This window comes from Streptomyces sp. B93 (genome assembly GCF_018070565.1).
In the GTDB taxonomy this organism is placed as follows: domain Bacteria; phylum Actinomycetota; class Actinomycetes; order Streptomycetales; family Streptomycetaceae; genus Streptomyces.
This window is the reverse complement of sequence record NZ_JAGPXL010000035.1, coordinates 1-24,401: the sequence shown is the minus strand read 5'-3', so window position 1 is coordinate 24,401 and position 24,401 is coordinate 1. Positions and strand designations below refer to the sequence as shown.

General features: G+C 73.3%; 20 protein-coding genes. 7 read left to right on the top strand and 13 right to left on the bottom strand.

Features of this window, described 5'->3' with window-relative positions; genetic code table 11:
• The first annotated feature begins 171 nt into the window (after window positions 1-171).
• Window positions 172-2,880: an AAA family ATPase gene (locus tag KBY47_RS26955; RefSeq protein ID WP_210925301.1), complete on the top strand. Its 2,709-nt coding sequence runs from the start codon at window positions 172-174 to the stop codon at window positions 2,878-2,880.
• A gap of 7 nt (window positions 2,881-2,887) precedes the next feature.
• Here the strand turns inward: KBY47_RS26955 and pcaD are convergent, their stop codons facing one another.
• From pcaD to KBY47_RS26920, 7 genes are read right to left on the bottom strand one after another with little or no spacing between them, the layout of a single operon-like run.
• The gene (pcaD, locus tag KBY47_RS26950) at window positions 2,888-4,021 is read right to left on the bottom strand and encodes a 3-oxoadipate enol-lactonase (protein ID WP_210925299.1); all 1,134 of its coding nucleotides are present in this window, start codon (window positions 4,019-4,021) and stop codon (window positions 2,888-2,890) included.
• On the bottom strand, window positions 4,018-5,349 hold the full coding sequence (pcaB, locus tag KBY47_RS26945) for a 3-carboxy-cis,cis-muconate cycloisomerase (protein ID WP_210925297.1): 1,332 nt from the start codon (window positions 5,347-5,349) through the stop codon (window positions 4,018-4,020). The genes pcaD and pcaB overlap by 4 nt, the downstream gene beginning before the upstream one ends.
• Window positions 5,346-5,951: a protocatechuate 3,4-dioxygenase subunit alpha gene (pcaG, locus tag KBY47_RS26940; protein ID WP_210925295.1), complete on the bottom strand. Its 606-nt coding sequence runs from the start codon at window positions 5,949-5,951 to the stop codon at window positions 5,346-5,348. The genes pcaB and pcaG overlap by 4 nt, the downstream gene beginning before the upstream one ends.
• Window positions 5,952-5,957: 6 nt before the next feature.
• Window positions 5,958-6,731, bottom strand: a complete 774-nt coding sequence (gene pcaH, locus KBY47_RS26935; RefSeq protein WP_210925293.1) for a protocatechuate 3,4-dioxygenase subunit beta — start codon at window positions 6,729-6,731, stop codon at window positions 5,958-5,960.
• Window positions 6,732-6,763: 32 nt separating this feature from the next.
• The gene (locus tag KBY47_RS26930; protein WP_210925291.1) at window positions 6,764-7,966 is read right to left on the bottom strand and encodes a thiolase family protein; all 1,203 of its coding nucleotides are present in this window, start codon (window positions 7,964-7,966) and stop codon (window positions 6,764-6,766) included.
• Complete coding sequence (locus KBY47_RS26925; RefSeq protein WP_210925289.1) at window positions 7,963-8,607, bottom strand: CoA transferase subunit B; 645 nt, start codon at window positions 8,605-8,607, stop codon at window positions 7,963-7,965. The genes KBY47_RS26930 and KBY47_RS26925 overlap by 4 nt, the downstream gene beginning before the upstream one ends.
• On the bottom strand, window positions 8,607-9,362 hold the full coding sequence (locus tag KBY47_RS26920) for a CoA transferase subunit A (RefSeq protein WP_210925288.1): 756 nt from the start codon (window positions 9,360-9,362) through the stop codon (window positions 8,607-8,609). Before KBY47_RS26920 ends, KBY47_RS26925 begins: the two co-directional genes overlap by 1 nt.
• 164 nt (window positions 9,363-9,526) lie before the next feature.
• Between KBY47_RS26920 and KBY47_RS26915 the strand changes: the two genes are divergently transcribed.
• Complete coding sequence (locus KBY47_RS26915) at window positions 9,527-9,991, top strand: MarR family winged helix-turn-helix transcriptional regulator (RefSeq protein ID WP_210925285.1); 465 nt, start codon at window positions 9,527-9,529, stop codon at window positions 9,989-9,991.
• A 20-nt stretch (window positions 9,992-10,011) separates the two neighbouring features.
• Here the strand turns inward: KBY47_RS26915 and KBY47_RS26910 are convergent, their stop codons facing one another.
• Window positions 10,012-11,031, bottom strand: coding sequence for a DUF3048 domain-containing protein (locus KBY47_RS26910; RefSeq protein WP_210925284.1), 1,020 nt, complete (start codon window positions 11,029-11,031; stop codon window positions 10,012-10,014).
• Window positions 11,032-11,219: 188 nt separating this feature from the next.
• On the opposite strand from KBY47_RS26910, the gene KBY47_RS26905 reads away from it, so the two are divergent.
• Window positions 11,220-12,410, top strand: a complete 1,191-nt coding sequence (locus KBY47_RS26905) for a zinc-dependent alcohol dehydrogenase (RefSeq protein ID WP_210925281.1) — start codon at window positions 11,220-11,222, stop codon at window positions 12,408-12,410.
• Between the two features lies 1 nt (window position 12,411).
• Here KBY47_RS26905 and KBY47_RS26900 read toward each other — a convergent pair whose 3' ends face one another.
• Window positions 12,412-13,482: an ATP-dependent DNA ligase gene (locus tag KBY47_RS26900; protein ID WP_210925279.1), complete on the bottom strand. Its 1,071-nt coding sequence runs from the start codon at window positions 13,480-13,482 to the stop codon at window positions 12,412-12,414.
• A 36-nt stretch (window positions 13,483-13,518) separates the two neighbouring features.
• Window positions 13,519-15,018: a PTS transporter subunit EIIC gene (locus KBY47_RS26895; RefSeq protein ID WP_210925277.1), complete on the bottom strand. Its 1,500-nt coding sequence runs from the start codon at window positions 15,016-15,018 to the stop codon at window positions 13,519-13,521.
• 143 nt (window positions 15,019-15,161) lie between these two features.
• Here KBY47_RS26895 and ligD point away from each other — a divergent pair, with 143 nt between their 5' ends.
• Window positions 15,162-16,172, top strand: a complete 1,011-nt coding sequence (gene ligD / locus KBY47_RS26890) for a non-homologous end-joining DNA ligase (protein ID WP_210925276.1) — start codon at window positions 15,162-15,164, stop codon at window positions 16,170-16,172.
• Window positions 16,173-16,187: 15 nt separating this feature from the next.
• Here ligD and KBY47_RS26885 read toward each other — a convergent pair whose 3' ends face one another.
• Together KBY47_RS26885 and KBY47_RS26880 are read right to left on the bottom strand one after the other, a co-directional pair.
• Window positions 16,188-18,353 carry an OmpL47-type beta-barrel domain-containing protein gene (locus KBY47_RS26885; protein ID WP_210925404.1) on the bottom strand — a complete coding sequence of 722 codons (2,166 nt, stop codon included), beginning with the start codon at window positions 18,351-18,353 and terminating at the stop codon, window positions 16,188-16,190.
• Window positions 18,354-18,397: 44 nt separating this feature from the next.
• A complete protein-coding gene (locus KBY47_RS26880) occupies window positions 18,398-20,905 on the bottom strand; it encodes a ThuA domain-containing protein (protein WP_210925275.1) in 2,508 nt (835 codons plus the stop codon).
• Window positions 20,906-21,133: 228 nt separating this feature from the next.
• Between KBY47_RS26880 and KBY47_RS26875 the strand changes: the two genes are divergently transcribed.
• The 3 genes from KBY47_RS26875 (at window position 21,134) to KBY47_RS26865 (ending at window position 23,795) form a co-directional block, all read left to right on the top strand.
• On the top strand, window positions 21,134-22,144 hold the full coding sequence (locus KBY47_RS26875) for a multicopper oxidase domain-containing protein (protein ID WP_210925402.1): 1,011 nt from the start codon (window positions 21,134-21,136) through the stop codon (window positions 22,142-22,144).
• Between the two features lie 131 nt (window positions 22,145-22,275).
• Window positions 22,276-23,325 carry a LacI family DNA-binding transcriptional regulator gene (locus tag KBY47_RS26870; RefSeq protein ID WP_210925273.1) on the top strand — a complete coding sequence of 350 codons (1,050 nt, stop codon included), beginning with the start codon at window positions 22,276-22,278 and terminating at the stop codon, window positions 23,323-23,325.
• Window positions 23,326-23,390: 65 nt separating this feature from the next.
• Window positions 23,391-23,795, top strand: a complete 405-nt coding sequence (locus KBY47_RS26865; protein WP_210925271.1) for a hypothetical protein — start codon at window positions 23,391-23,393, stop codon at window positions 23,793-23,795.
• Window positions 23,796-23,878: 83 nt separating this feature from the next.
• On the opposite strand, the gene KBY47_RS26860 is transcribed toward KBY47_RS26865, so the two are convergent.
• Window positions 23,879-24,070 carry a DUF6223 family protein gene (locus tag KBY47_RS26860; protein ID WP_210925268.1) on the bottom strand — a complete coding sequence of 64 codons (192 nt, stop codon included), beginning with the start codon at window positions 24,068-24,070 and terminating at the stop codon, window positions 23,879-23,881.
• Window positions 24,071-24,401: the final 331 nt, after the last annotated feature.

Sequence of the window (24,401 nt, the reverse complement as noted above, 5' to 3'; positions counted from 1 at the left end):
GTGAAAGCGGGATGAGAGGGTCGGCGGCCATTTCGGGGACCTTCCCCCTACACCCGCGCGGCAACCGCTGTCATCCCTCCCGGGAACACTCACCGGACCACGCGCCACGCCGACTTGATGAGGACTAGGCTCCCTTCGTACGTCGTTCGGGCGACTCCGGGAGGTAGCGGGATGACGGAGGGACGGTCGTCGGCGGCGGCCTCGGCCTCCCTGTGGGAGCGCGACCGGGAGGTCGCCGCCCTCGAACAGGCGGTCGACGCCTTGTGCGTGGACCGCACGTCCACGGGCGGTCTGCTGATGTTCTGCGGCGAGGCCGGACTCGGCAAGACCGCGCTGCTGGCCGAGGCCCGCCGGATCGCCGAGCGGCGCGGCTGCACCGTCTGGTCCGCCCGCGGCGGCGAGACCCTCAGGTCCGTCCCCTTCAACGTGGTACGGCAGTTGCTCCAGCCCGCGCTCGTCACGATGCTCCCCGAGGAGGCCCGCGAGTACCTCGGCGACTGGTACGACATCGCGGGCCCCGCCCTCGGCATAGCGGACCCCGGAGAGCGGCAGGCCGACCCGCGGGGCGTCCGCGACGGCCTGGTGGCCGCGGTACGGCGGCTCGCCGACCGGGACTGGCCGCTGGTGCTGCTCATCGACGACGCCCACTGGGCCGACCAGGAGACCCTGAGCTGGCTGGCCGCGCTCGCCGAGCGGCTGCGCGAACTGTCCGTCCTGGTCGTCGTGGCCCGCAGGCCGGGCGAGGTCAGCGGCGACAGCGCCCGCCACCTCGACGCCGTCGCCGAGGCCGCGGGCCGCCCCGTCAACACCCTCAGCGCGCTCACCCCGGACGCCAGCGCCGGGATCACCCGGGCCACCCTCGGCGACCACGCCGACGCGCCGTTCTGCCGCGAGGTGTGGGCCGTCACCGGCGGCAACCCCTACGAGACCGTCGAACTCCTCGCCAAGGTCCAGGACAGCGAGCTGATCCCCACCGAGGCGTCCGCCGGTGAACTGCGCGCCCTGAACCGCTCGGCCCGCGGGCGCGGACTCGTCTCCCGGCTGGAGGGACTCGGCGTCGACGCCACCCGGTTCGCCTGGGCCGCCGCCATCCTCGGCACCGACATCTCCGTCGGTCTCGTCGCCCGCCTCACCACCATGGACCGCGCGGACGCCGCCCACTGCGCCGCCCTGCTGCGCTCCGCCCGCATCCTCACGGCACCCGACGCGGAAACCGACCCGGAAACGGGCCTGGAGACCGACCTGGAGACCGACCTGGAGTTCGTCCACCCGCTCATCGCGAGCGCCGTCTACAACTCCATCCCCGAGGGCCTGCGCACCGCCATGCACGGCATCGCCGCCCAGGTCGTCACCGACTCCGGCCTCGGCGCGGCGGCCGCCTCCCGCCATCTGCTCCAGGTCCACCCCGACGACGACGCCGAACTCGTCGACCAGCTCCGCGAGGCCGCCCGCGAACACCTCGCCGTCGGCGCGGTCGACGCCGCCCGCCGCTGCCTGGAACGCGCCCTGGAGGAACCGCCCCGGCCCGAGGTGCACGCGCGCGTGCTCTACGAACTGGGCTGCGCGACCCTGCTCACCGCGCCCGCCACCACCATCGGCCACCTGCGGACCGCGCTGGCCATGCCCGGCCTCGACGGCACCGCCCGCGTGGACGCCGTCTTCCGCCTCTCCCAGGCCCTGCTCCACAACGACCAGCTGGAGCAGGCCGTCCGCACCGTCGAGGCCGAGGCCGCCCGGCACCCCGACGGCCCCGACAAGCTGCGCCTGAAGGCCGTGCAGTACATGTGGGAGGGCATCCACGCGGGCGAGTCCGCCACCCCCGGCCGCTCCGAACGGCTCGCCCGGCTGGCCCGCACCTGCACCGGCCGCGACAACTCCGAACGCGCCCTGCTCATCCTGCGCGCCTTCGACGCCATGACCCACGGCGAGAACGCCGAGGAGGTCGTGGAGATCGCCGACCGCGCCCTCGTCAACGGCCGCCTCGCGCCCGGCCTCGGCTGGACCGACACCGAGTGGGGCGTCGAACTGCTGATGATGCTCGGCAGCTGCTACGCCTGCGCCGACCGGCTGGACCGCGCCGAGAGCCTCTTCGCGGAGGCCCTGCGCGCCTACACCACCGCGGGCTGGAGCGGCGGCCACCTCGCCCTGGCCAACGCCTTCCTCGGCCTCGCCTACCGCCGGCAGGGCCGGCTGACGGACGCCGAGGAGGTCCTGCGCGAATCCCTGCGCCTCGCCGAACGCGTCGGCCGCGGACTGCCGCTGTACTGGTCGGCGACGTGCGGACTGGTCGACACCCTGCTCGCCCGCGGCCATGTCGACGAGGCCTGGTCCGTCGCCGAACGCTACGGCTTCGCCCCGCCCTACCCGACCACCATCGTGCTGCCCGACACCCGCTCGGTGCGCGGCCGGCTGCTGCTCGCCGTGGGCCGGGTCAAGGAGGGCGTCAACGAACTGGAGGCGGCCGAGAAGGCCACCGCGGCCCGCGGCGGCCACAACCCCGTCCTCGCGCCCTGGACCGTCGACCTCGCCCGCGCCCTCGCCTCCGAGGACCCCGGCCGCGCCGCCCGCCTCGCCACCGACGCCCGCCGCCAGGCCGAGCGGTTCGGCACCGACACCGCCATCGGCGAGGCCCTGCGCTGCGCCGCCGACCTGGAGACCGGCCAGCGCAAGGTCGGCCTCGCCCACCAGGCCGTCACCTACCTGGAAGCCTCACCCTGCCTGTACGAACACGCCGCCGCCCGCGTCGAGTACGGCATCGCCGCCCGCTCCGCCGCCGAACTGAACCGCGGTCTGGCCCTGGCCCGCTCCTGTGGCGCCGACGGCCTCGCCGAGCGGGCCCTGGAGGCCCGCCGCACCCTGGAGACCGGCCCCCGGTCCTGACGTGACATCAGGTGCCGTCGCCGGTCTCCTCCTCGGCCAGCACCCGCTGCGCCGCCGCGAACGCCGAGTTCGCCGCCGGTACGCCGCAGTAGACGGCCGTCTGGAGCAGCACCGCGCCGATCTCCTCGGGCGAGAGCCCGTTGCGGCGCGCCGCCCGCACATGCATCGCCAGCTCCTCGTAGTGCCCGTGCGCGACCAGCGCGGTCAGCGTGACCATGCTGCGCTCCCGGCGGCTGAGCGTCGGGTCGGTCCAGATCTCCCCCCACGCGTAGCGGGAGATGAAGTCCTGGAACCGGGCCGTGAACGGTGTCTGCCGCGCGTGCGCCCGGTCCACGTGGGCGTCGCCCAGCACCTCGCGCCGCACCGCCGTCCCCAGCCGGGCGGGCCCCTCGCCGAAGTGCGCCCGCAGCGCCGCCAGTACCGCCTCCGGCCGCTCGGCGGGCGCCAGGTGCGAGGCGCCGGGGATCTCCACCAGCGCCGCCCCCGGCACCGCGTCCGCGATCTCCCTGAGGTGCGCGGGCGGTGTCGCCGGGTCCTCGCGCCCGGCCACCAGCAGCGTCGGCACCGCGATCCGGCCGAGGTCGGCCCGTACGTCGAAGGCGGCGAGCGCGTCACAGCAGGCGGCGTACGCCCCCGGGTCGGCCTCCCGGTGGTCGCGCACCAGCCGCGGCACGGTGAACCCGGGTGTGAACCAGCGGGCGTCCGCGCCGTCCGCCAGCCCGGCCAGGCCCTCGCGCCGCACCAGCGCCGCCCGCTCCCGCCAGGGTGCGGCCCCGTTGAAGTGGGCGGAGGAGCAGACGACGGCGAGGGAGGTGAGCCGCTCGGGGTGGTGCAGGGCGAGGTGCAGCCCGACCGCGCCGCCCAGCGACACCCCCGCGTAGGCGAACCGTTCGACGCCGAGCGCGTCGGCGAGCGCCAGAACCAGAGCGGCGAGGTCACCGACGGTCGCCCCGGGGCCGATCAGCTCCGCCGCCGAGCCGCCGTGCCCCGGCAGGTCCCAGCGCACCACCCGGTGCCCGGCCGACAGCTCGGGCGCCACCTTGTCCCACAGGGCGTACGACGTCCCCAGGGACGGCCCGAGCAGCAGCGCGGGAGCGGAGTGGGGTCCTTCGGTCCGGTGGTTGAGGAGTTCCACGGTCAACGTCGCTCCAGCGCACGGTCGGTGAGGGCTCCCGCGGAGCCGGTGTAGCGGGCGGGGTCGGTGAGGTCCCCGAGGTCGAGGCCCTTCAACTCGGGTTCGGCGGCGAGGAGTTCCGCCAGGGTCCGGCCCTCGTCCCAGGTGCGGCGGGCCAGCGCGGTGAGCAGTTCCCCGGCGCGGGCCCGCCCGAGCACCGGGGCCAGCTCGGCGGACAGCCGCTCGGAGACGACCAGCCCGTGGGTGAGGCCGAGGTGCTCCCGCATCCGGTCCGGGAACACCCGTAGCCCCCCGGCGAGTTCCGCGGCGTCCCGGGCCGCCCCGCCGACCAGCCGCAGCAGCTCCCGCAGCGGCTCCCACTCGGCGTGCCAGGCCCCCGCCGGACGCTCGTCCTCCGCCGCCAGCGAGCCGTACAGCACGGCCGCGAGCTGGGGTGCCCGCCGGGCCGCCGCCGCGATCAGGGTGGCGCGCACGGGGTTCGCCTTGTGCGGCATCGCCGACGAACCGCCGCCGCTGCCCTCCGCGACCTCCGCGATCTCCGTGCGGCCCAGCACCAGCACATCGGCGGCGAGTTTCCCCAGCGCCCCGGCGGTGAACGCCAGCGCCCCGGCGAGGTCGGCGACCGGGGTCCGCAGTGTGTGCCAGGGCAGCACCGGCTCGGCCAGCCCGAGTTCCCGCGCGTAGGCCCCCGGCAGCTCCAGCGGGTCCCCGGCGCCGTACGCCCCGAAGGCGGCCAGCGTCCCGGCCGCGCCGCCCAGTTGGGCGGGCAGCGCGTCCCGTACGGCCGTCAGCCGGTCCCGGGCGTCCAGCACCAGCGACCGCCACCCGGCGGCCTTCAGCCCGAACGTCGTCGGTACGGCGTGCTGGGTGAGTGTCCGGCCGGGCATCGCGGTGTCCCGGTGGGCGGCGGCGAGCCCGGCCAGCGCCCGTGCGGCGCGCTCCAGGTCCGCGAGGGCCGGGGCCAGACCGCGCACGGCGACCAGCATCATCGCCGTGTCCATGATGTCCTGGCTGGTCGCGCCCCGGTGCACATACGGTCCGTGCTCCTTGCCGACCGCCTCCGTCAGCCCGGCGACGAGCGGGATGACGGGATTGCCGCCCGCGCGGGCCCGCCCCGCCAGCTCCCGGGCGTCGAACCGGGCGCCCCGGGCCGCCTCGGTCACCGCCGTCGCCGCCTCGGCCGGGGCGAGCCCGAGCGCGGCCTGGGCACGCGTCAGCGCGGCCTCCGCGTCGAGCAGCGCCCGCAGGAACGCGGTGTCGCCCGTCGCGGCGGCGGTGGCGGAGCCCGCCCACCCGGGGGCGAGCAGGCCGGTGTCGTCGTCGGCAGCTGTCACTGGTACTCCAGGAAGACCGTTTCGCCTTCGCCCTGAAGGCGGATGTCGAAACGGTAGGTGCCCTTGCCGTCGTCGGTGGCGACCAGCGTGGCGCGTCGCTCCGGGTCCAGCCGGGCGAGCAGCGGGTCGGTGGCGTGCGCGGCCTCGTCGCCCGGCAGGTAGATCCGGGTGAAGAGGTGCACCAGCAGCCCGCGCGCGAACACGCACACACTCAGGTACGGCGCACTGCCGCCGCGCGCCCCCGGCCGCAGCGTCCGCGCGTACCAGTGGCCGCCCGCGTCGGTCTGGACGCGGCCCCAGCCGGTGAACTCCACGCCGTTGCGGCCCAGATAGCCGCCGCTGGCCGGATCACGCCGGATGGAACCGTCCACCCGGGGCACCTCGCCGTCCGGGTCCGCGCCCCACAGCTCCACGAAGGCGTCCGGCAGCGGCCTGCCCTCGCCGTCGTACACGTGCCCCTGCACGGTGATGGTGTCCGGGTGGCCCACCGGCGCGATGTCACCGCCGCCGGGGAAGGGCAGGGCGTAGCCGTAGAAGGGCCCGACGGTGTGCGAGGGGGTGGGCAGCACGCTCTCCGGCCTGCTGGTGTCGATCTTCGTCATCTCGGGTCAGCGTCCTTCTTCGATCCAGGTGGCGTGCGGGCCGTCGAGCACGATGTCCCAGTGGTAGCCCAGCGAGAACTCCGGCACGGACAGGGCGTGGTCGTACGTCGCCACCAGCCGCTGCCGGGCGGCGTCGTCCGTCACCGACTGCAGGATCGGGTCGTACGCGAAGAGCGGGTCGCCCGGGAAGTACATCTGCGTCACCAGTCGCTGGGTGAACGCCGTGCCGAAGAGGGAGAAGTGGATGTGCGCCGGGCGCCAGGCGCCCACGTGGTTGCGCCAGGGGTAGGGGCCGGGCTGGATGGTGGTGAAGCGGTAGTGGCCGTCGTCGTCGGTGAGGGTGCGGCCCACCCCGGTGAAGTTCGGGTCCAGGGGCGCGTCGTGCTGTTCGCGCTGGTGGGCGTAGCGGCCCGCCGAGTTGGCCTGCCAGATCTCGACGAGCTGGCCGCGCACCGGCCGGCCGTCGCGGTCCAGCAGCCGTCCGGAGACGGTGATGCGCTCCCCGATCGGCTCACCGGTGCGGTGCCGGGTCAGGTCGTTGTCGGTCTCGGTGATGTCCCGCTCGCCGAAGGCGGGGGACGACAGCTCCACCAGCTCCGGGTCCTCGGAGACGTCGATGGTGACCGGCGGCCGCCGGGGGTGGCGCAGCAGCGAGGAACGGTAGGGGGCGTAGTCACGGCGCGGGTGGTGCTCGACGGGACCGCCGTCGGCGACCCGCTTCTCGTACGCCGCGTGCTCGGCCGCGATCTCGGCGTCGATGTCGTGCTGGGTGAGGGTCATGGGACTTCCCGAGGGTGACTGGGGGAGGACGGCTAGCGTTCTAGGGTGAGGGCGAGGCCCTGGCCGACGCCGATGCAGAGGGCGGCGATGCCGGTGCCGCTGCCCTTGCGGGCGAGCTGGTGGGCGAGGGTTCCGGCCAGGCGGGCGCCGGAGGCGCCGAGGGGGTGGCCGAGGGCGATGGCGCCGCCCTGCGGGTTGAGGACCGCCGGGTCGAGGCCGGGCCACTCGGCGAGGCAGCCGAGGACCTGGGCGGCGAAGGCCTCGTTGAGTTCGAGGACGGAGAGGTCGTCGAAGGTGCGGCCCGCCTTGGCCAGGGCGCGGTTGACGGCTTCCACGGGGGCGAGGCCGAAGTGGTGCGGGTCGCAGGCGGAGACGCCCGTGGCGGAGATCCGGGCGAGGGGTTCGCGGCCGGTGGCCCTCAGGCCCGCCTCGTCGGTGAGGAGCAGGGCGGCGGCGCCATCGTTGAGGGGGGAGGCGTTGCCCGCGGTGACGGTGCCGTCCTCGGGGCGGAAGGACGGCCTGAGCCGGGCCATCGCGTCCAGGGAGGCGTCGGGGCGGACGCACTCGTCGGCGGTGAAGGGGACGGGGTCGCCCTTGCGCCGGGGGACGGGGACGGGGGTGAGTTCGGCGTCCAAGAGGCCCGCCCGCTGGGCCTGGGCTGCCTTGTGGTGGCTGTGCAGGGCGTACTCGTCCTGCCGCTCCCGGGTGATGTCGTGCTTATCGGCGATGAGTTCGGCGGACTCCCCGAGCGGGATGGTCCACTGCGGGTCCATCCTCGGGTTGACCATGCGCCAGCCGAGGGTGGTCGAGTACAGCTCGGTGTGCCCGGCGGGGAAGGGCCGGTCGCTCTTGGGGAGGACGTAGGGGGCGCGGGTCATGGACTCGACGCCGCCGGCCACGGCGACGGAGGCGTCCCCGGCCGCGATGGCGCGGGCCGCCTGGATCACGGCCTCCAGGCCGGAGGCGCACAGGCGGTTGACGGTGACGCCGGGGACGCTGGTGGGGAGCCCGGCGAGCAAGGCGGCCATGCGGGCGACGTTGCGGTTCTCCTCGCCCGCGCCGTTGGCGTTGCCGAGGTAGATGTCGTCGACGCGGGCCGGGTCGAGGGCGGGGGTGCGCTCCAGGAGGGCACGCAGGGTGTGGGCGGCGAGGTCGTCGGGGCGGACGGCGGCGAGGGAGCCGTTGTACTTGCCGAACGGGGTGCGTACGGCGTCGACGATGTAGACCGGGTTCACAGCAGGTTCTCCGCGAGGGTCAGTTTGGCGTCGGTGCGGGCGGTGACCTCGTCCGCGGTCACCCCGGGCGCGGTCTCGACGAGGACGAGCCCGTCGGGGGTCACGTCGATCACGGCCAGGTCGGTGATGACCCGGTTCACGCACCCCCGGCCCGTGAGCGGCAGGGTGCACTCCGCGAGGATCTTGGGGGAGCCGTCCTTGGCCGTGTGCGTCATGACGGCGATGACCGTACGGGCCCCGTGCACCAGGTCCATCGCCCCGCCGATGCCGGTGATCATCTTGCCGGGGACGGCCCAGTTCGCGAGGTCACCCCGCTCCGACACCTGCATCGCGCCCAGCACCGCGACATCGATGTGCCCGCCGCGGATCATGCCGAAGGACAGCGCGGAGTCGAAGAAGGAGGCGCCGGGCAGGACGGTCACCGTCTCCTTGCCCGCGTTGATCAGGTCCGGGTCGACGGCGTCCGCGGCCGGGTACGGGCCGGTGCCGAGGATGCCGTTCTCGGACTCCAGCACCACCTCGACGCCGGGCGGGAGGTGGTTGGGGATCAGTGTCGGCAGTCCGATGCCGAGGTTGACGTACTGGCCGTCGCGCAGTTCGCGCGCGGCGCGGGCGGCCATCTGCTCACGGGTCCAGGCCATCAGACGCTCACCGTCCGGTTCTCGATCCCCTTGTCCGCCGCCTGCTCCGGGGAGAGGGCGACCACGCGCCGTACGAAGATCCCCGGCAGGTGCACGGCGTCCGGGTCGATCTCGCCGGGCTCCACCAGCTCCTCCACCTCGGCGACCGTCACCCGCCCGGCCATCGCGGCGAGCGGGTTGAAGTTCCGGCTGGACTTGTTGAACACCAGGTTCCCGTGCCGGTCCCCGCGCGCCGCCCGCACCAGCGCGAAGTCGGTGCGGATACCGCGCTCCAGCACGTACTCGGTGCCGTCGAAGTCCCGTACCTCCTTCGCCGGTGAGGCCACCGCGACCCCGCCGGACCCGTCGTACCGCCAGGGCAGCCCGCCCTCGGCGACCTGGGTGCCCACCCCGGCGGGGGTGTAGAAGGCGGGGATGCCCGCGCCCCCGGCCCGCAACCGTTCGGCCAGCGTGCCCTGCGGGATCATCTCCACCTCGATCTCCCCGGCCAGGTACTGCCGGGCGAACTCCTTGTTGCCCCCGATGTAGGAGCCGGTGACCCGGGCGATGCGCCCCGCCGACAGCAGCACCGCGAGCCCGGACCCCAGCGCCCCGCAGTTGTTGGACACCACCCGAAGACCGCTCACGCCCCGCTCGTACAGGGCCTGGATCAGCACGTTCGGCACCCCGCTGAGCCCGAACCCGCCCACCGCGAGCGACGCGCCGTCCGGCACATCGGCCACGGCCTCCGCGGCCGTGGCGACCACCTTGTCCATCCGACAAGCCCCATCTCTCCCGAGCGTCCGGACCCCGATTGGCCAGCCATTGATCAGGGCACTGACTATTTCCGTGAAGTTTTCTTCACGCTGCCATCAGCGGGGCACGGCGTCAAGGCCCGATATTGTTCAGTGCACCGACGAAATCCGACCAGGGGGCACCCATGACCGCGGTGGACATCTCCCAGCACCCGGGGCACCTCGCCCGGCGGCTCCAGCAGGCGCACCACCTGCTGTGGACCACGATGGTCTCGGAGGAGACCACGTCACCGCAGTTCGCGGTCCTCAACGCGCTCGCCGCTGAGCCCGGCCTCGACCAGCGCGGCGTGGGGGAGCGGGTGGGCCTGGACCGGTCCACCATCGCCGAGGTGATCAGCAGGCTCACCCGCCGGGGACTGCTCGACAAGGTCCGCGACCCGCAGGACGGCCGCCGCTTCCTGCTGCGCCTGACCGAGGACGGCGCGCGCGCCCACCGCAAGCTGGTCGTGCGCACGGCCCGGATGAACCAGGTCTTCCTGGCCCCCCTCTCCGCCGAGGAGCAGAGCGTCTTCCTCGATCTGATCCGGCGGGTCGCGGACGCGGCGGAGGGGCTCCGCAACCCGGCGGAACCCCTCCTCACCCCGCCCTGACCGGGCACCCCGGCACCGGCTCAGGCCTTCACGAAGACCACCCACACCTGTCCGTCGGCGAAGTTCAGCGGCGTACCGTCACCGGTGGTGAACCGGGTGCCGTCGGTGGCGACGTCACGCTTCCAGTGGGCGTCGTAGGACTTCCCGTCGCGCAGCACCTCCGCCCGACCCGAGCCGACGGTCTCGATGTACGGGGTGACGTTGCCGTTCGAGTCATGGAAGTCCGAGGTGCGGATGTGCACGTGCTGCACCACGACCGTCGCCGGGGCCACCCGCTGGCCGTCGGTGGTCCTGGCGTCGGTGCCGTCCATCGCGACCAGCCAGCCGTCCCGGTGGGCGGACCAGGTGAAGGTGAAGGAGGCCGCCGGGAAGCGGACCGTGCGGGAGGTCTCGGGGCTGCCGCCCGCGGGCGCGGGCCCGTGCCGGAAGCCGGTGGTGGTCAGCGCGCGGGCGCCGGGGGCGGCGGGCAGCAGCCGGTCGGGGCGCAGATAGAGGTTGTGCGGGGCGGGGCGGTCGTTCTCGCGGAAGTACGCCTCACGGGTCCGGCCGGGCGGCTCGGCCCGCAGCGGCGCCTCGTCGATCAGCGGCAGCAGCTTGCTCTGTACGCCGGAGAAGGCGAGCGTCGGCCGGTGGAACTGGCGCAGCAGCTCCAGGTCCGACTCGCGGGCGCTGCGCACCGGCCCGACGGTCTCGGGCAGTCGGGTGGCGTACACGGCCAGCAGACGGCTCAGACCCCCCTCGACCTGTTCGACGTAGACGATGTCGGCGGCGTCGAGCCCGGTGTGGGGGCGTGCCTTGCGGGCGTTGTCGATCTTCACGGCCAGTACCCCGCCCGCCGCGGGCGGGGTGCGCTCGCCGGAGGCGGTGCCGCTCGGTGAGCGCCCGTCGTCCCGCTCGCCGCCGGACGAGCAGCCCGCCGTCAGGGACGCCGTGAGTGCTACGGCCAGGACGGCCGCCGTCCACGTGGCGCGCCCCGCGCGCCCTCTCCCTCTGGTGCCCCGACTTGTGCCCACCGCTGCCACCCGCCCTGCCTGTGTCATTGATTGTGCGCTTATAGGTGTATCGATTGCCATACCCGAACGCTTCTGACTGCTTCTGGCGCTCCAGGGCGAATCCACCGTGGGGCAGTGGGCGCTACGCCGATCGGCGCACCGGCCGTGCCGATGCTTCACGCGCGGGCCGCGAGGGTACCCGGGCGGCCCACGCGTGCAGGAGGGAGCGGAAGACGATGAAGGCAGTGACGTGGCAGGGCAAGCGCGATGTGCGGGTGGAGGACGTGCCCGATCCGCGCATCGAGGAACCGACCGACGCCGTCATCCGCATCACCTCCTCCGGGCTGTGCGGCTCCGACCTGCACCTGTACGAGGTGCTCACCCCGTTCATGACACCGGGCGACATCCTCGGCCACGAGCCGATGGGCATCGTCGAGGAGGTCGGCGCCGCGGTGCCCGACCTCCAGGTGGGCGACCGGGTCGTGGTGCCGTTCCAGATCGCCTGCGGAAACTGCTGGATGTGCCTGACCGGGCTGCCCACCCAGTGCGAGACCACCCAGGTCACCAGCGAGGGCATGGGCGCCGCCCTGTTCGGCTACACCCGGCTCTACGGCGCGGTGCCCGGCGCCCAGGCCGAGTACCTGCGGGTGCCGCAGGCGCAGTTCGGGCCGATCAAGGTGCCCGAGGGCCCGCCCGACGACCGCTTCGTCTACCTCTCCGACGTGCTGCCCACCGCCTGGCAGGCCGTCGCCTACGCGGACGTCCCGCAGGGCGGCAGCATCGCCGTGCTCGGCCTCGGACCCATCGGGGACATGGCCTGCCGGATCGCCCAGCTGCGCGGCGCCGGACGGGTGTTCGGCGTCGACCTGGTCCCCGAACGGCTGGAGCGGGCCAGGGCGCGCGGTGTGCAGACGTACGACCTCAGGTCCTTCGACAAGGAGAAGGAACTCGTCGCCGCCATCCAGGACGAGACCGACGGCCGGGGCCCCGACGCGGTGATCGACGCCGTCGGCACCGAGGCGCACGGCAGCGCCGCCGCCCGGCTGGCGCAGCAGGCCACGTCCGTGATGCCGCGCGCGGTGAGCGGCCGGCTCGCCGAGCGCATCAGCATCGACCGGCTGGCCGCCCTGTACCTCGCCATCGACCTGGTGCGGCGCGGCGGCACCATCTCGCTGTCCGGGGTCTACGGCGGCACGGCGGACCCGCTGCCCATGCTCACCCTCTTCGACAAGCAGGTGCAGCTGCGCATGGGCCAGGCCAACGTGCGGCGCTGGAGCGACGACATCATGCCGTACCTGACGGACGAGGACCCGCTCGGCGTCGACGACTTCGCCACCCACCACGTGCCGCTCGCCGACGCCCCGCACGCCTACGAGATGTTCCAGCGCAAGCAGGAGGGCGCGGTGAAGGTCCTGATGCGGCCGTGAGTCACCCGGCCCGGCCGAAGATCTCCGCCAGGTCGTAGCGGACCGGCTCCTCCAGCTGGGCGTAGGTGCAGCTCTCCGGCGCACGGTCCGGGCGCCAGCGGCGGAAGCGGGCCGTGTGCCGGAACCGCCGCCCGTTCTCCATGTGGTCGTAGGCGACCTCGGCCACCCGGTCCGGCCGCAGCGGCACCCAGGACAGGTCCTTCTTCCCCGACCAGCGGCTCGGCGCCCCCGGCAGCCGGGCCGACTCGTGCGCCGCCTCGTCCGCCCAGGCCGCCCACGGGTGCCCGGCCACGTCGTCCATCCGCAGCGGCTCCAGCTCCTCGACCAGCTCACGGCGCCGCTGCATCGAGAACGCCGCCGACACCCCCACGTGCTGGAGGGCGCCGGTGCCGTCGTACAGGCCCAGCAGCAGCGAGCCGACGACGGGACCGGACTTGTGCAGCCGGTACCCCGCGACGACCACGTCCGCCGTGCGCTCGTGCTTGATCTTGAACATGGCGCGCTCGTCCGGCCGGTAGCGCAGCGTCGGCGCCTTGGCGACGACCCCGTCCAGACCGGCGCCCTCGTACTGCTCGAACCACTCCCGCGCCACCTCGATGTCGGTGGTGGCCGGCGCCACGTGCACCGGCGGCGCCACCCCGTCCAGCGCCGTGACCAGCAGCGCCCGCCGCTCGCTCAGCGGTGTGTCCATCAGGGACTCGTCGGCCAGCGCCAGCAGGTCGAACACCACGAACGACGCCGGCGTCCGCTCGGCCAGCGTCCGCACCCGGGAGTCGGCGGGGTGGATCCGCTCGGTCAGCGCGTCGAAGTCCAGCCGACCCTCCCGGGCGATCACGATCTCCCCGTCCAGCACACACCGCGGCGGCACGCGCTCCTTCAATGCCGCCACCAGCTCCGGGAAGTACCTGGTGAGCGTCTTGCCGGTGCGGCTGCCCAGCTCTACCTCGTCCCCGTCGCGGAACACGATCGCCCGGAAGCCGTCCCACTTGGCCTCGTACTGCATGCCCGGCGGGATCCTCGCCACCGACTTGGCGAGCATGGGCTTGACGGGGGGCATGACGGGCAGGTCCATGGTTCGACTCTGTGGGGCGCGCGGGGGCCGCGCAAATCACCGGAGGCGGGACGGGACACCCTCCGGTGCCGCATGGTCCGCGGGCGCCGCGCCCGCGGCCGGTGCCGCCGGTGCGGGCGCCGCGTTCAGCTCCGCCAGCATGGTCCTCGTGAAGCCGAAGCAGTACGTCGCGAGGAAGCCGCCCACATAGCCGACGAGCAGACCGGTGGCGTAGACCGCCACCACCTCGCCGAGGCCGCGGTCACCGTCGAGCAGCGGGAACAGCGCCCAGCCGGACGGGCCGATCGCGGTGGAACCGACCTGAGTGCCCAGCTGGCTGACGAGCCCGACGAACGCTCCGCCGAGGGCGCCGCCCGCGGCGGCCGTGACGAACGGACGGCCCAGCGGCAGCGTCACCCCGTAGATCAGCGGTTCGCCGACGCCGAGGAACCCCGGCCACAGGGCGGATCTGATGGTCGTACGGACCGAGGTGTTGTGCCGCAGCCGGAAGTAGACCGCGATCGCCGCACCGACCTGGCCCGCGCCGGCCATCGCGAGGACCGGCAGCAGCACGGTGTAGCCCTGCTGCTCGATCAGGGTGGTGTGGATCGGGATGAGAGCCTGGTGCAGACCGAGCATGACCAGCGGCAGGAAGAGGCCGCCGAGGACGAGTCCGGCGCCCGCGCCGCCGTTGTCCAGCAGCCAGTCCGCGGCGTCGCCGATCCGCGCCGAGACCTCACCGGCCACGTACATCAGACCGAAGACGGTGACCAGTCCGGCGCCGAGCACGGTGATCGTCGGCGTCACCAGCACGTCGAGGGAGACCGGGACCCGGCGGCGGCACCACTTCTCGATCCGGACGGCGAGCCACGCCGCGCCCAGCGCGCCGAGGACACCGCCCTGCCCCGGGGAGAGCCGCTGGCCGAACGCCTCCACGTGGGACACGCCCGCGAAGACGATGATGGCGGCGACCGCCCCGCCCAGGACCGGTGTGCCCCCGAACTCCTTCGCCGTGTTGTGGCCGACGAAGACGGCGATCAGCGCCATGAACCCGGAGGCGATGGCGGCCAGCGCCGGAGTGACCCCGGGCAGCCACCCCAGGTTGACGAGCACACCGTTGAGGCCCGCGATGATGCCGCAGCCGATGAGGGCGGGGATCAGCGGGACGAAGACGGCGGCGATCCGGCGCAGCAGCAGCTTGAACGGGGTGGCGTTCCGCGCCTTGTGCTCCGCCCGCAGCGCGGCGCCCCGGGCCGCCGGCTCCCCGGCGGTCACGGGCGTGCCCGCCGGGCCGCGCTCCCGCTCCACCAGCGCCTCGAACTCCGGGGTGACGCGGGCGACGGTGCCGGGGCCGAGCACGATCTGGTACGTGTCGTCCTCGACCACGCCCAGCACGGCGGGATGGGCCCCGAGCCGCTCTTGCTGGACCAGGGACCGGTCGCGCAGGCCCAGTCTGAGCCGGGTCATGCAGTGCGCCACCGACGTCACGTTCCCGGCCCCTCCGACGAGGGGCAGGAGGTCGGCCGCGGTGTCGCGGTACGTGTGGTCGTTCGCCATGAGGTCGGCCTTGCTGTGAGGTGTCAGGCAGGAGACGAGCCGCGGGCCCCGCCCCGGGGCCCGCGGCTCGTCTCCTGCCTGGGTCACCGAGCGCCGAAACGCTCCATGTGCGAGGTTCGCCCCGTCCGCCTACCGTGGCTGCCATGGCTGAAGCGGTGGAGCTGGAGGCGGGCGGGCGGACGGTACGGCTGTCCAACCCGGGGAAGGTCTTCTTCCCGGAGCGCGGCTACACCAAGCTGGACCTGGCCCGCTACTACCTCGCCGTCGGCCCCGGCATCCTGCGCGCCCTGCGCGACCGGCCCACCACCCTGGAGCGCTACCCGGACGGCGTGGGCGGGGAGTGGTTCTACCAGAAGCGGGCGCCCAAGGGCATGCCCGACTGGATTCCGACCGCGCACATCACCTTCCCCAGCGGGCGCAGCGCCGACGAGATGTGCCCGACCGAGGTCGGCGCGGTGGTGTGGGCCGCCCAGTACGGCACGCTCACCTTCCACCCCTGGCCGGTGCGGCGGGCGGACGTGGACCGGCCCGACGAGCTGCGCATCGACCTCGACCCACAGCCCGGCACCGACTTCCGGGACGCCGTGCGGGCCGCCCACGAACTGCGGGCCGTGCTGGACGAGTTCGGCGGGCTGCGCGGCTGGCCCAAGACCTCCGGCGGACGCGGGCTGCACGTCTTCGTGCCGATCGAGCCGCGCTGGACCTTCACCCAGGTGCGGCGGGCCGCCATCGCCGTGGGGCGGGAACTGGAACGCCGGATGCCCGAGCACGTCACCATCAAGTGGTGGAAGGAGGAGCGGGGGCGGAAGATCTTCGTCGACTACAACCAGACCGCCCGCGACCGCACCATCGCATCCGCCTACTCGGTACGGCCCCGGCCGCACGCCCCCGTCTCCGCCCCGCTGCGCTGGGAGGAGGTCGGCGACGCGCGGCCGGAGGACTTCGACATCACGACCATGCCCGCGCGCTACGCCGAGGCCGGCGATGTGCACGCGGACATGGACGACCACCGCTTCTCCCTCGACGCCCTGCTGGAGCTGGCGGCGAGGGACGAGCGGGAGCACGGGCTCGCCGACCTGCCGTACCCGCCGGAGTACCCCAAGATGCCGGGGGAGCCCAAGCGGGTACAGCCGAGCCGGGCCCGCAAGCCCTGAGCGGGCCCGCGGTCCCTACAGTTCCCTGATCCGGATGTCCCGGTAGGAGACCACGTCCGTCGTGCCGTGCACCTGGAGCCCGATGTAGCCGGAGGCGAACCGCCGCCCGTCGGTGCCGGGGTCGTCCGCGCGGGGCGGCTCGAAGAGCTGGCCGCCGGTGTTGTCGAACTCGTTGATCAGCACGCCGTTGCGGTAGACCGAGTAGTGCTGGTCGACCACCCGGATCTCGTAGTCGTTCCACGTTCCCTTCTGGGTGACCCGGGCCCCGGCGAGGCCCACCCGGTCGAAGCCGTAGACCGAGCCGGTCTTGTACATGTCGCCGTCGGGCCGGTCGAAGACCTGCACCTCATGGCCGAACTTGATGGCGGCCCACTCCGGGCGCGGCTCCTCGGGGTGGTCGTGCACCCAGGGGAAGCGGACGAAGACGCCGGAGTTGGCGTTCCCGGTGCCCGGCGCGTCGTCGCGCCACTGGAGGCGCAGCGAGAAGTCGCCGTACTTGCGCTGTGGGAACCACAGCATGCCGAGGCCCGACCTGGTGGTGCCGCTGGTCATCGACCCGTCGTCGTTCAGCGCGAAGGAACCGCCGCCCACGTGCTGCCACTGGGCGAAGCTCTCCGCGCTGCCGTCGAAGAGCTTGCGGTAGCCCTCGGTCTGACCGGGCTTGCCGATGCCGGACTGACGGGCCGCCTTGGTGATCGCGTTGTACTCGCGCTGGTCGATCACGCCGTCCCTCAGCAGCCTGTCCAGGACGGACTTCACGTGCTTGAGGAACAGGGCGTGGGACGTCCACTCCTTCTCGTCCTCGATCAGCTCGCCGATCCGGCACCGGTTGCCGGTCAGCCGGTTGGGCACGCCCGAGTCGACCGTGCCGACGACGACCGTCAGACGCTCGTCGTACTCCGGGCAGTTGGGCGGCGGGACGGGGCTCGACACGACCGTGAGGCTGAGCGTGCGGGCCGCGGCGGTGTTGCCCGCCTTGTCGGTGGCGCGGTAGGCGAGGGTGTGCGCCCCGGCGCGGTCGATGACGACCGGCGCGCCGTAGACGAGGTAGGGTCCGCCGTCGAGCGAGTACTCGATGCGGTCCACCCCCGACCCGCCCTCGTCGGTCGCCGTCACGGTCACCTCGGCGCGGCCGATGTACGCGCCGTCCGAGTTGCGGTCACCGGCGACGGTCACCCCGGTCACCGGCGGTGTGGTGTCCGCGGGCGCCGCGGCGACCACCGTGAACTGCACGCTCTTCTCGGCCGCCACGTTGCCGGCCCGGTCCGTGGCCCGGTACCGCACGGTGTGCGTGCCGACCTGGTGGACCATGACCGGGGCGGTGTACGGCTGCCAGGCGCCGGACGCGCCGATCGCGTACTCGATGCCGTTGACGCCGGAGCCGGTGTCGGAGGCGGTGACGGTGACGGTCGCCATGTCGATGTACGTGCCGTCCGGGTTGCGCTCACCGGCGACCGTCGCCGAGGTCTCCGGCGGGGTCGTGTCCTCCGACTGCGGGGCGACGACCGTGAAGCCGACGCTCTGTTCCGCGGAGACGTTGCCCGCCCTGTCGAGGGCGCGGTAGCGGACCGTGTGCTCGCCGACCTGGTCGACGACGACCGGGGCGGTGTACGGCTGCCAGGCCGTCGCGTCGTCGACCGCGTACTCGATGCGGTCGACCCCCGAGCCGCCCTCGTCGTCCGTCGCCTCCAGCGTGACGGTCGCCGCGCCGACGTAGGCGCCGTCGGTGTTCTGGGTGCCGCTCACCCGCGCCGAGGCCTCGGGCGCGGTGGTGTCCTCGCCGCCGCCCTCGGTGACCACCAGGATCCCCTGCATCTGGCCGTGGCCGGGGATCGTGCAGTGGTAGAAGTACCGGCCCGGCGTCAGCGTGACCTCGGCGGTGTGCCGCCCGCCCATGCTGTCGTTGGGACTGGCCAGGATGTTCAGCTGCACATCGCTGTTGAACTCGGGGTCGCTGGTCACGAAGGTCAGCGTGTGCGGCATGCCCGTGGTGTTGCCGGTCGCCGCGCTGTTCTCGAAGACGATCGTCGCCGCCCCCGCCACCGCCGTGGCCGGGGCCGAGGCGTACTTGGTGATGTCGTCGTCGGCCGTCCAGGTCAGCACCTGGGCCGCCGCGGCCCCGGCCACGCCCGGCGCCTCGCTCTGCCCGGCCGCGGGCGCGGCCTGGAGCCCGAGCACCATCAGTACGGCCGCCAGGAGGGCCGTCCACACTCTTCGTCGGCGCGTCACCGTACCGCCCCTCTCGCCAGCTGGTCGGCGGCCGGGGTCGGCCCGCCGCCGGTGTAGGTGACCCGCCACAGCGCCGACTTGGCGTCCGAGGTGAAGAAGCCACGCCCGTAGTCGAGGACGTAGAGCGCGCCGTCCGGGCCGAACTTCCAGTCCATGAGGTTCCTGATGCCGTCGTTGCCGACCGGCACGATCTTCTTCAGCGACTCCGAGTGCACCGGCAGCCCGCCGTCGCCCTGGTTCCGCGGGTCCATCAGCACGGCGTTGCGCGGCTGGTCGGCGTCGTAGAAGTCACCGACGAACCACTTGCCGTCCCAGTACGCGGGCCACTTGACCGCGCTGTCCGCCGCCACGTCGTCGTACCGGTAGACCGGCCCGTTCATCGCGGCCTGCCCACCGCCCTTGAGCCACGGCAGCCGGTACGTCGCCTGGTCCTGCTGGTACGACGGCACGCCGGACGCGTCCCGCGGGAAGTCGGGGGCGCCGCCCTGGGGCGAGTACCAGATGTTGTTGCCGGTGACCGGCGGGAGGTTGACGAGCCCGTCGTTGTTCGGCGACTCGTTCTTCGGGTGGTCGCAGTCGTACCAGCCCAGCGGCTGCGTCGGGTCCGGCAGGTTGCGGTCCCGGTACGGCTGCTTGTTGCCCATGCAGTACGGCCAGCCCCGGTTGCCCGCCTCCGTGATGACGGCGAAGGTGTCGTACTTGGCCGGGCCCCAGGTCGTCGACGGCGCCGAGGCGTCCGGGCCGACCCAGCCCGCGTACAGCACGTCCGTGCGCTGGTCGACGAAGATGCGCGCCGGGTTGCGCACGCCCATCACATAGATCTCGCCGCGCGTCTTGCCGCCGCCCTCGGCGGTCTCCCTGCCGGTGAAGAGGTTGCCCTCGGGGAGGGTGTAGGTGCCGTCCGGCTCCGGGTGGATGCGCAGGATCTTGCCGTTGAGGTTGTTGGTGTTGCCGGCGGTGCGGCGCGCGTCCGCGAAGGAGACGCCCCGGTAGTTGGGCTGCGGGTTGTTGCCGGAGTAACCGCCGCTGAAGCCGCTGGAGTTGTTGTCGCCGGTCGCGATGTAGAGGTTGCCCTGGGAGTCCCAGGTCATCCCGCCGCCCGCGTGGCAGCAGCTGTGGATCTGCACGGGCCACTCCAGCAGCACCTTCTCGCTGCCCAGGTCGAGCCGGTCGGTGGCCGGGTCGAGGGTGAAGCGGGAGACCCGCCGCTGCGCCATGCGCGTCTCGCGGTCGATCCCGGAGTGCGGGGTGTAGTGCAGGTACACCCAGCCGTTGCGTTCGAAGTCCGGGTCAAGCTCGATGCCGAGCAGGCCCTCCTCGACCTTGACCAGCTCGTCGCCGCCGCCCTTGTTGCCGAACACCGTCAGCTCGCCCGCGAGGGTGACCTGCCTGGTCCGAGGGTCGTAGACGTGGATCTGGCCCTTGCCCTTGCCGATGTCCGGGTCGTTCCAGTCGGTGACCACGGGCTGGGAGGAGTCGCCGCCACCCCGTCCGATGTAGAACACGCGGCCGTCGGGGGCGGTGACCAGGCCGTGCGGTTCGCCGATCTGGTCGCTCAGGCCCGGCTGGTTGGGCTGCGTCAGGCGCTCGGCCTTGTAGTTGCCGGTGATCGTGGCCTTGCAGTCGGCCTGGGCGATGCGAGTGGCCCACAGCAGCGCGCCGCGCAGGTGCGTGCGGAAGTCCGTCTCGTCGTACGACGACACCGTGCCGCCCATGCCGGTGTAGAAGGAGCGTCCGCCGTCGTAGTCCCGGCACCAGCTGACCGGATGGTCCCAGCCGTTGGCCGCCGACCCCGGCTGGTACGTCGTCTCCCGCACCCGGGCGACCGTGTGCACCTCGCCCGACGGGTTGCGGGTCCAGTTCAGCCACTTGTCCGGCCGCTTCCACTCCAGCGGCAGGTCCTTGGTGGCCGGATGCCGACGGTCGCCGACCTCGACGGTGGCGCGCTGTACGGCGGTGGGGGAGGCCGCCGCCGGACGGGCACCGATCAGTCCGGTGAACCAGTCCGAGTACGGCTCGGCGCGGGCCGCGTCATGGAGGCCGACGAAGCCGCCGCCCGCCTCCATGTAGGCCTCCAGGCCCGCCTCCTGCTCCGGGTCGAGGACGTCCCCGCCACCGGTCAGGAACACGATGGCGTTGAAGCGGCCGAGCCTGGTCCCGTTGGTGAAGACCGAGGCGTCGTCGGTGGCCTCGACCCTGAAGCGCTCGTTCGCCGGTCCGGTCAGGCCGATCCGTTCGATCGCCTCGATCCCGGCGTTGACGACCGGTGACTCGCCGCCCGGTGCGGCGGAGCCGTGGAAGATCAGCACCCGTACGTTCGCGCCGCCCGGGGGCGACTTGACGGACATCGTTGTCAGAGTCGGCTCGGGGGCCGGGCCCGCGTTCGCGGTGCCGCTGAGCAGCCCCGCGGTGACGAATCCGGCGGTCAGGACGGCCGCCAGGGCTCGTCGCCCGCCGGTTAACCGCCTTGTTCTCCCGGGCCGTTGGTGCGTAGTGGACCGCATGTGGTCACCCACCCCTCCTCGGTCACGGCAACAGCGCCATGGAAGCTAGACCCCTTTGCGCGGTACGCCAAGAGAAACGACCGGAACACAACAAACTTTGTCCTGAGTGTGGAGAAACGGCCCGGACCCGGTTACGGTCTCAAGGCCCGTACCGGAATGCGGAGTTCGAGCGTTCGGCTGTTCGGTCGTTCGCTCGGGAGTGGGGAGTCCGTCATGGCCAGACGTGGGTTGGACCGGCGCATGTTCAACCGTGGGGTGCTGCTGGGCGGCGCGACCGTCGCGACATCGTTGTCCCTGGGTTCGGAGGCGGGCAGCGCCGCCGCCCAGACGGTGCGCACGGCACCGGCGGGCGGCGAGGTGAGGCACCTCAGGCTCTACATCGAACGGCTCTCCGACGGCCGTATGGGATACGGCCTGGAGAAGGGCGGGGCGACCGTCCCCGGCCCGCTGATCGAACTCAACGAGGGCGACACCCTGCACGTCGAGGTGGAGAACACCATGGACGTGACCGCCAGCCTCCATGTGCACGGCCTGGACTACGAGATCTCCAGCGACGGCACCCGGCAGAACAAGAGCGCCGTGGAACCCGGCGGCACCCGCACCTACACCTGGCGCACCCACGCCCCCGGCCGCCGCAAGGACGGCACCTGGCGGCCCGGCAGCGCGGGGTACTGGCACTACCACGACCATGCGGTCGGCGGTGACCACGGCACCGGCGGCATCCGCAACGGGCTGTACGGGCCGGTGATCGTGCGCCGCAAGGGCGACATCCTGCCGGACCGGACGCACACGATCGTCTTCAACGACATGTCGATCAACAACCGGGCGCCGCACACCGGTCCCGACTTCGAGGCGACCGTCGGCGACCGCGTCGAGTTTGTCATGATCACGCACGGCGAGTTCTACCACACCTTCCACCTGCACGGTCACCGCTGGGCCGACAACCGCACCGGCCTGCTGACCGGCCCCGAGGACCCCAGCGCGGTCATCGACAACAAGATCGTGGGGCCCGCGGACTCCTTCGGCTTCCAGGTCATCGCCGGAGAGGGCGTCGGCGCCGGGGCCTGGATGTACCACTGCCATGTGCAGAGCCACTCCGACATGGGGATGGTGGGTCTGTTCCTGGTGAAGAAGGCGGACGGCACCATCCCCGGCCACGACCCGCACGAGGGCCACACGGCGGCGGACGGACCCCGGGCGGAGACGGCCCCGGACGACGACCACGCCTCCCACCACTGAACCGCCCGCCCCGCACCCCGCCTGGGCGTCTCCCGTCCCCCGCCTGGGAGGTCTCCCGCCTGGGAAGTCTCCCGTCCCCCCTCCTGCCCGCGGCTATCCTGATCCGCAGCCGCGCAGGAGGGGTGCTGGAAGTGACCGAGGCAATGTCGCGACCCACGCTGGAGGCCGTGGCCGCGCGTGCGGGCGTCTCGCGGGCCACCGTCTCCCGGGTCGTCAACGGCGGCAACGGCGTGCGCAACGCCCTCGCCGAACGGGTCCGCAGGGCCGTGGAGGAACTCGGCTACGTCCCCAACCAGGCGGCCCGCACCCTGGTGACCCGACGCAACGACGCGATCGCCGTGGTCATCGCCGAACCCGAGACCCGCGTCTTCACCGACCCCTTCTTCGCCCGGCAACTGCGCGGCATCAGCAAGGAACTCACCGCCCACGACAACCAGCTCGTCCTGCTCCTCACCGAGGGCCGCGACGACCACGCCCGGGTCGGCCGCTACCTCGCCGGTGGGCATGTCGACGGGGCGCTGGTCTTCTCCCTGCACCTCGACGACCCGCTGCCCGGCCTGATCCAGGGCGCCGGGGTGCCGACCGTGTTCGGCGGACGGCCCGGCTGGGGCGAGGGCGCGCGGGCGCGGCCCCCCGCGGCCGTCTTCGTCGACAGCGACAACAGGGGTGGCGCCCGGGACGCCGTACGCCATCTCGTCGACCTCGGCCGCACCCGGATCGCCCACATCACCGGGGCGCTCGACCAGACCTCCGCCGTGGACCGGCTCGACGGCTACCGGGACATCATGGTCGACGCCGGTCCACGGCTGATCGCCGAGGGCGACTTCACCCCCCTGGGCGGGGAGCGGGCGATGCGGGAACTTCTCGACCACGCCCCCGACTTGGACGCCGTCTTCGCCGCCAACGACCTCACCGCCTCCGGCGCCCTGCGGGTGCTGCGCGAGCACGGGCGCCGGGTCCCCGAGGACGTCGCGGTGATCGGCTTCGACGACATGTCCCCCATCGCCGAACAGACGGATCCGCCGCTCACCACGATCCGTCAGGACATAGAGGAGATGGGCCGTCTGATGGCCCGCCTCCTGCTGCACCGCCTCGACCGCCACGCCACCGGCGACGCCGTGGAACCACCCCCGACCAGCGTGGTCCTGCCGACCACGCTCGTCCGCCGCGCCTCCGCGTAGGTGTGCGGTGCGGGCCTTCTCCCGCCAGCTCACCGGGGTTGGGCTCGGCGCATGGTGAGGCGGCGGTGGCACGGCCGGTGGCGGACACGGCACTGGTTCTCGGCGTCTGCCTGGTCGCCCTGCTCGGCCTGCTCGTGCAGTCGCGCGGCCTCGACACCGCCGCCGAACGGACCGCCCTCCCGATCGTGCTCGCCTCCGCCGGGGCGCTCTGCCTGCGCCGCCGTCACCCGGTGGCGCTGGGCGCGGTGGCGCTCGCCGCGACGGCCGGGTACGGGGCGCTGCTCCAGCAACCCGGCCCGATCACGCTGGTGTTCGTCGTGGCCCTGTACACCGTCGTCGACGAGGGACACCTCGCCGTCGCCATCGGGTTCGGCGCCGCCTCCGTGGTCGCCTTCGCCCCTCGCGGACGGCTACGACGGCGAGATCGCGGCGCGACTGGACCGGCGTCCGGGACCGCGCCCAACTGGTGATCCTGGCCTCCGAGTCCGGCCTGACCGTGCCCGGCTGGATCGGCCGCGCCCGAGGGGGCGGGGGCGCCCACGGCGTACGTGTCCTATGGCGTGGTGACGGCCCCGGTGCGGCGGGTGCGGGCCAGCGCGAGCGCGCCGAGGGCGATCCCGGTCCCGGCGAAGAGCAGCCCCATGACGGCTCCCGCGCGGCCCTGCCCGTTGCCGAAGCCGCCCGTGGTCCGGGCGAGGTGCAGCGCGCTGAGGACCAGGCTGACCGGCCCGGCGGCCAGCGCCACGAGGCGCCCGTGCGGGCGTTGCCGCCGCGCAGCCGGCCCGCGGTCCGGGCCAGGGTGAAGGCGCCGATGACCAGGGTGGCCAGTCCGGGCAGGGCGAAGGCGGTGGCCCCGGCGCGTCCGGAGCCACCGCCGCCGTCGGCGGCGACCGAGATGTGCGCGGCCGGGGGTGCGGTCTCGGTGAGCAGGGGGTGACCGGACATGGTGGTTCCCTAAGAATGTGAGGCGGTCCGGGAGGACCGGGTGTGGCTGATGGTGGTCTGCCGCTTGTGGCTCGGAAGGAATGGCCGCCCGGTCCTCCGGGACGCTCCGACTGCTGATTGAGAACTGCGGT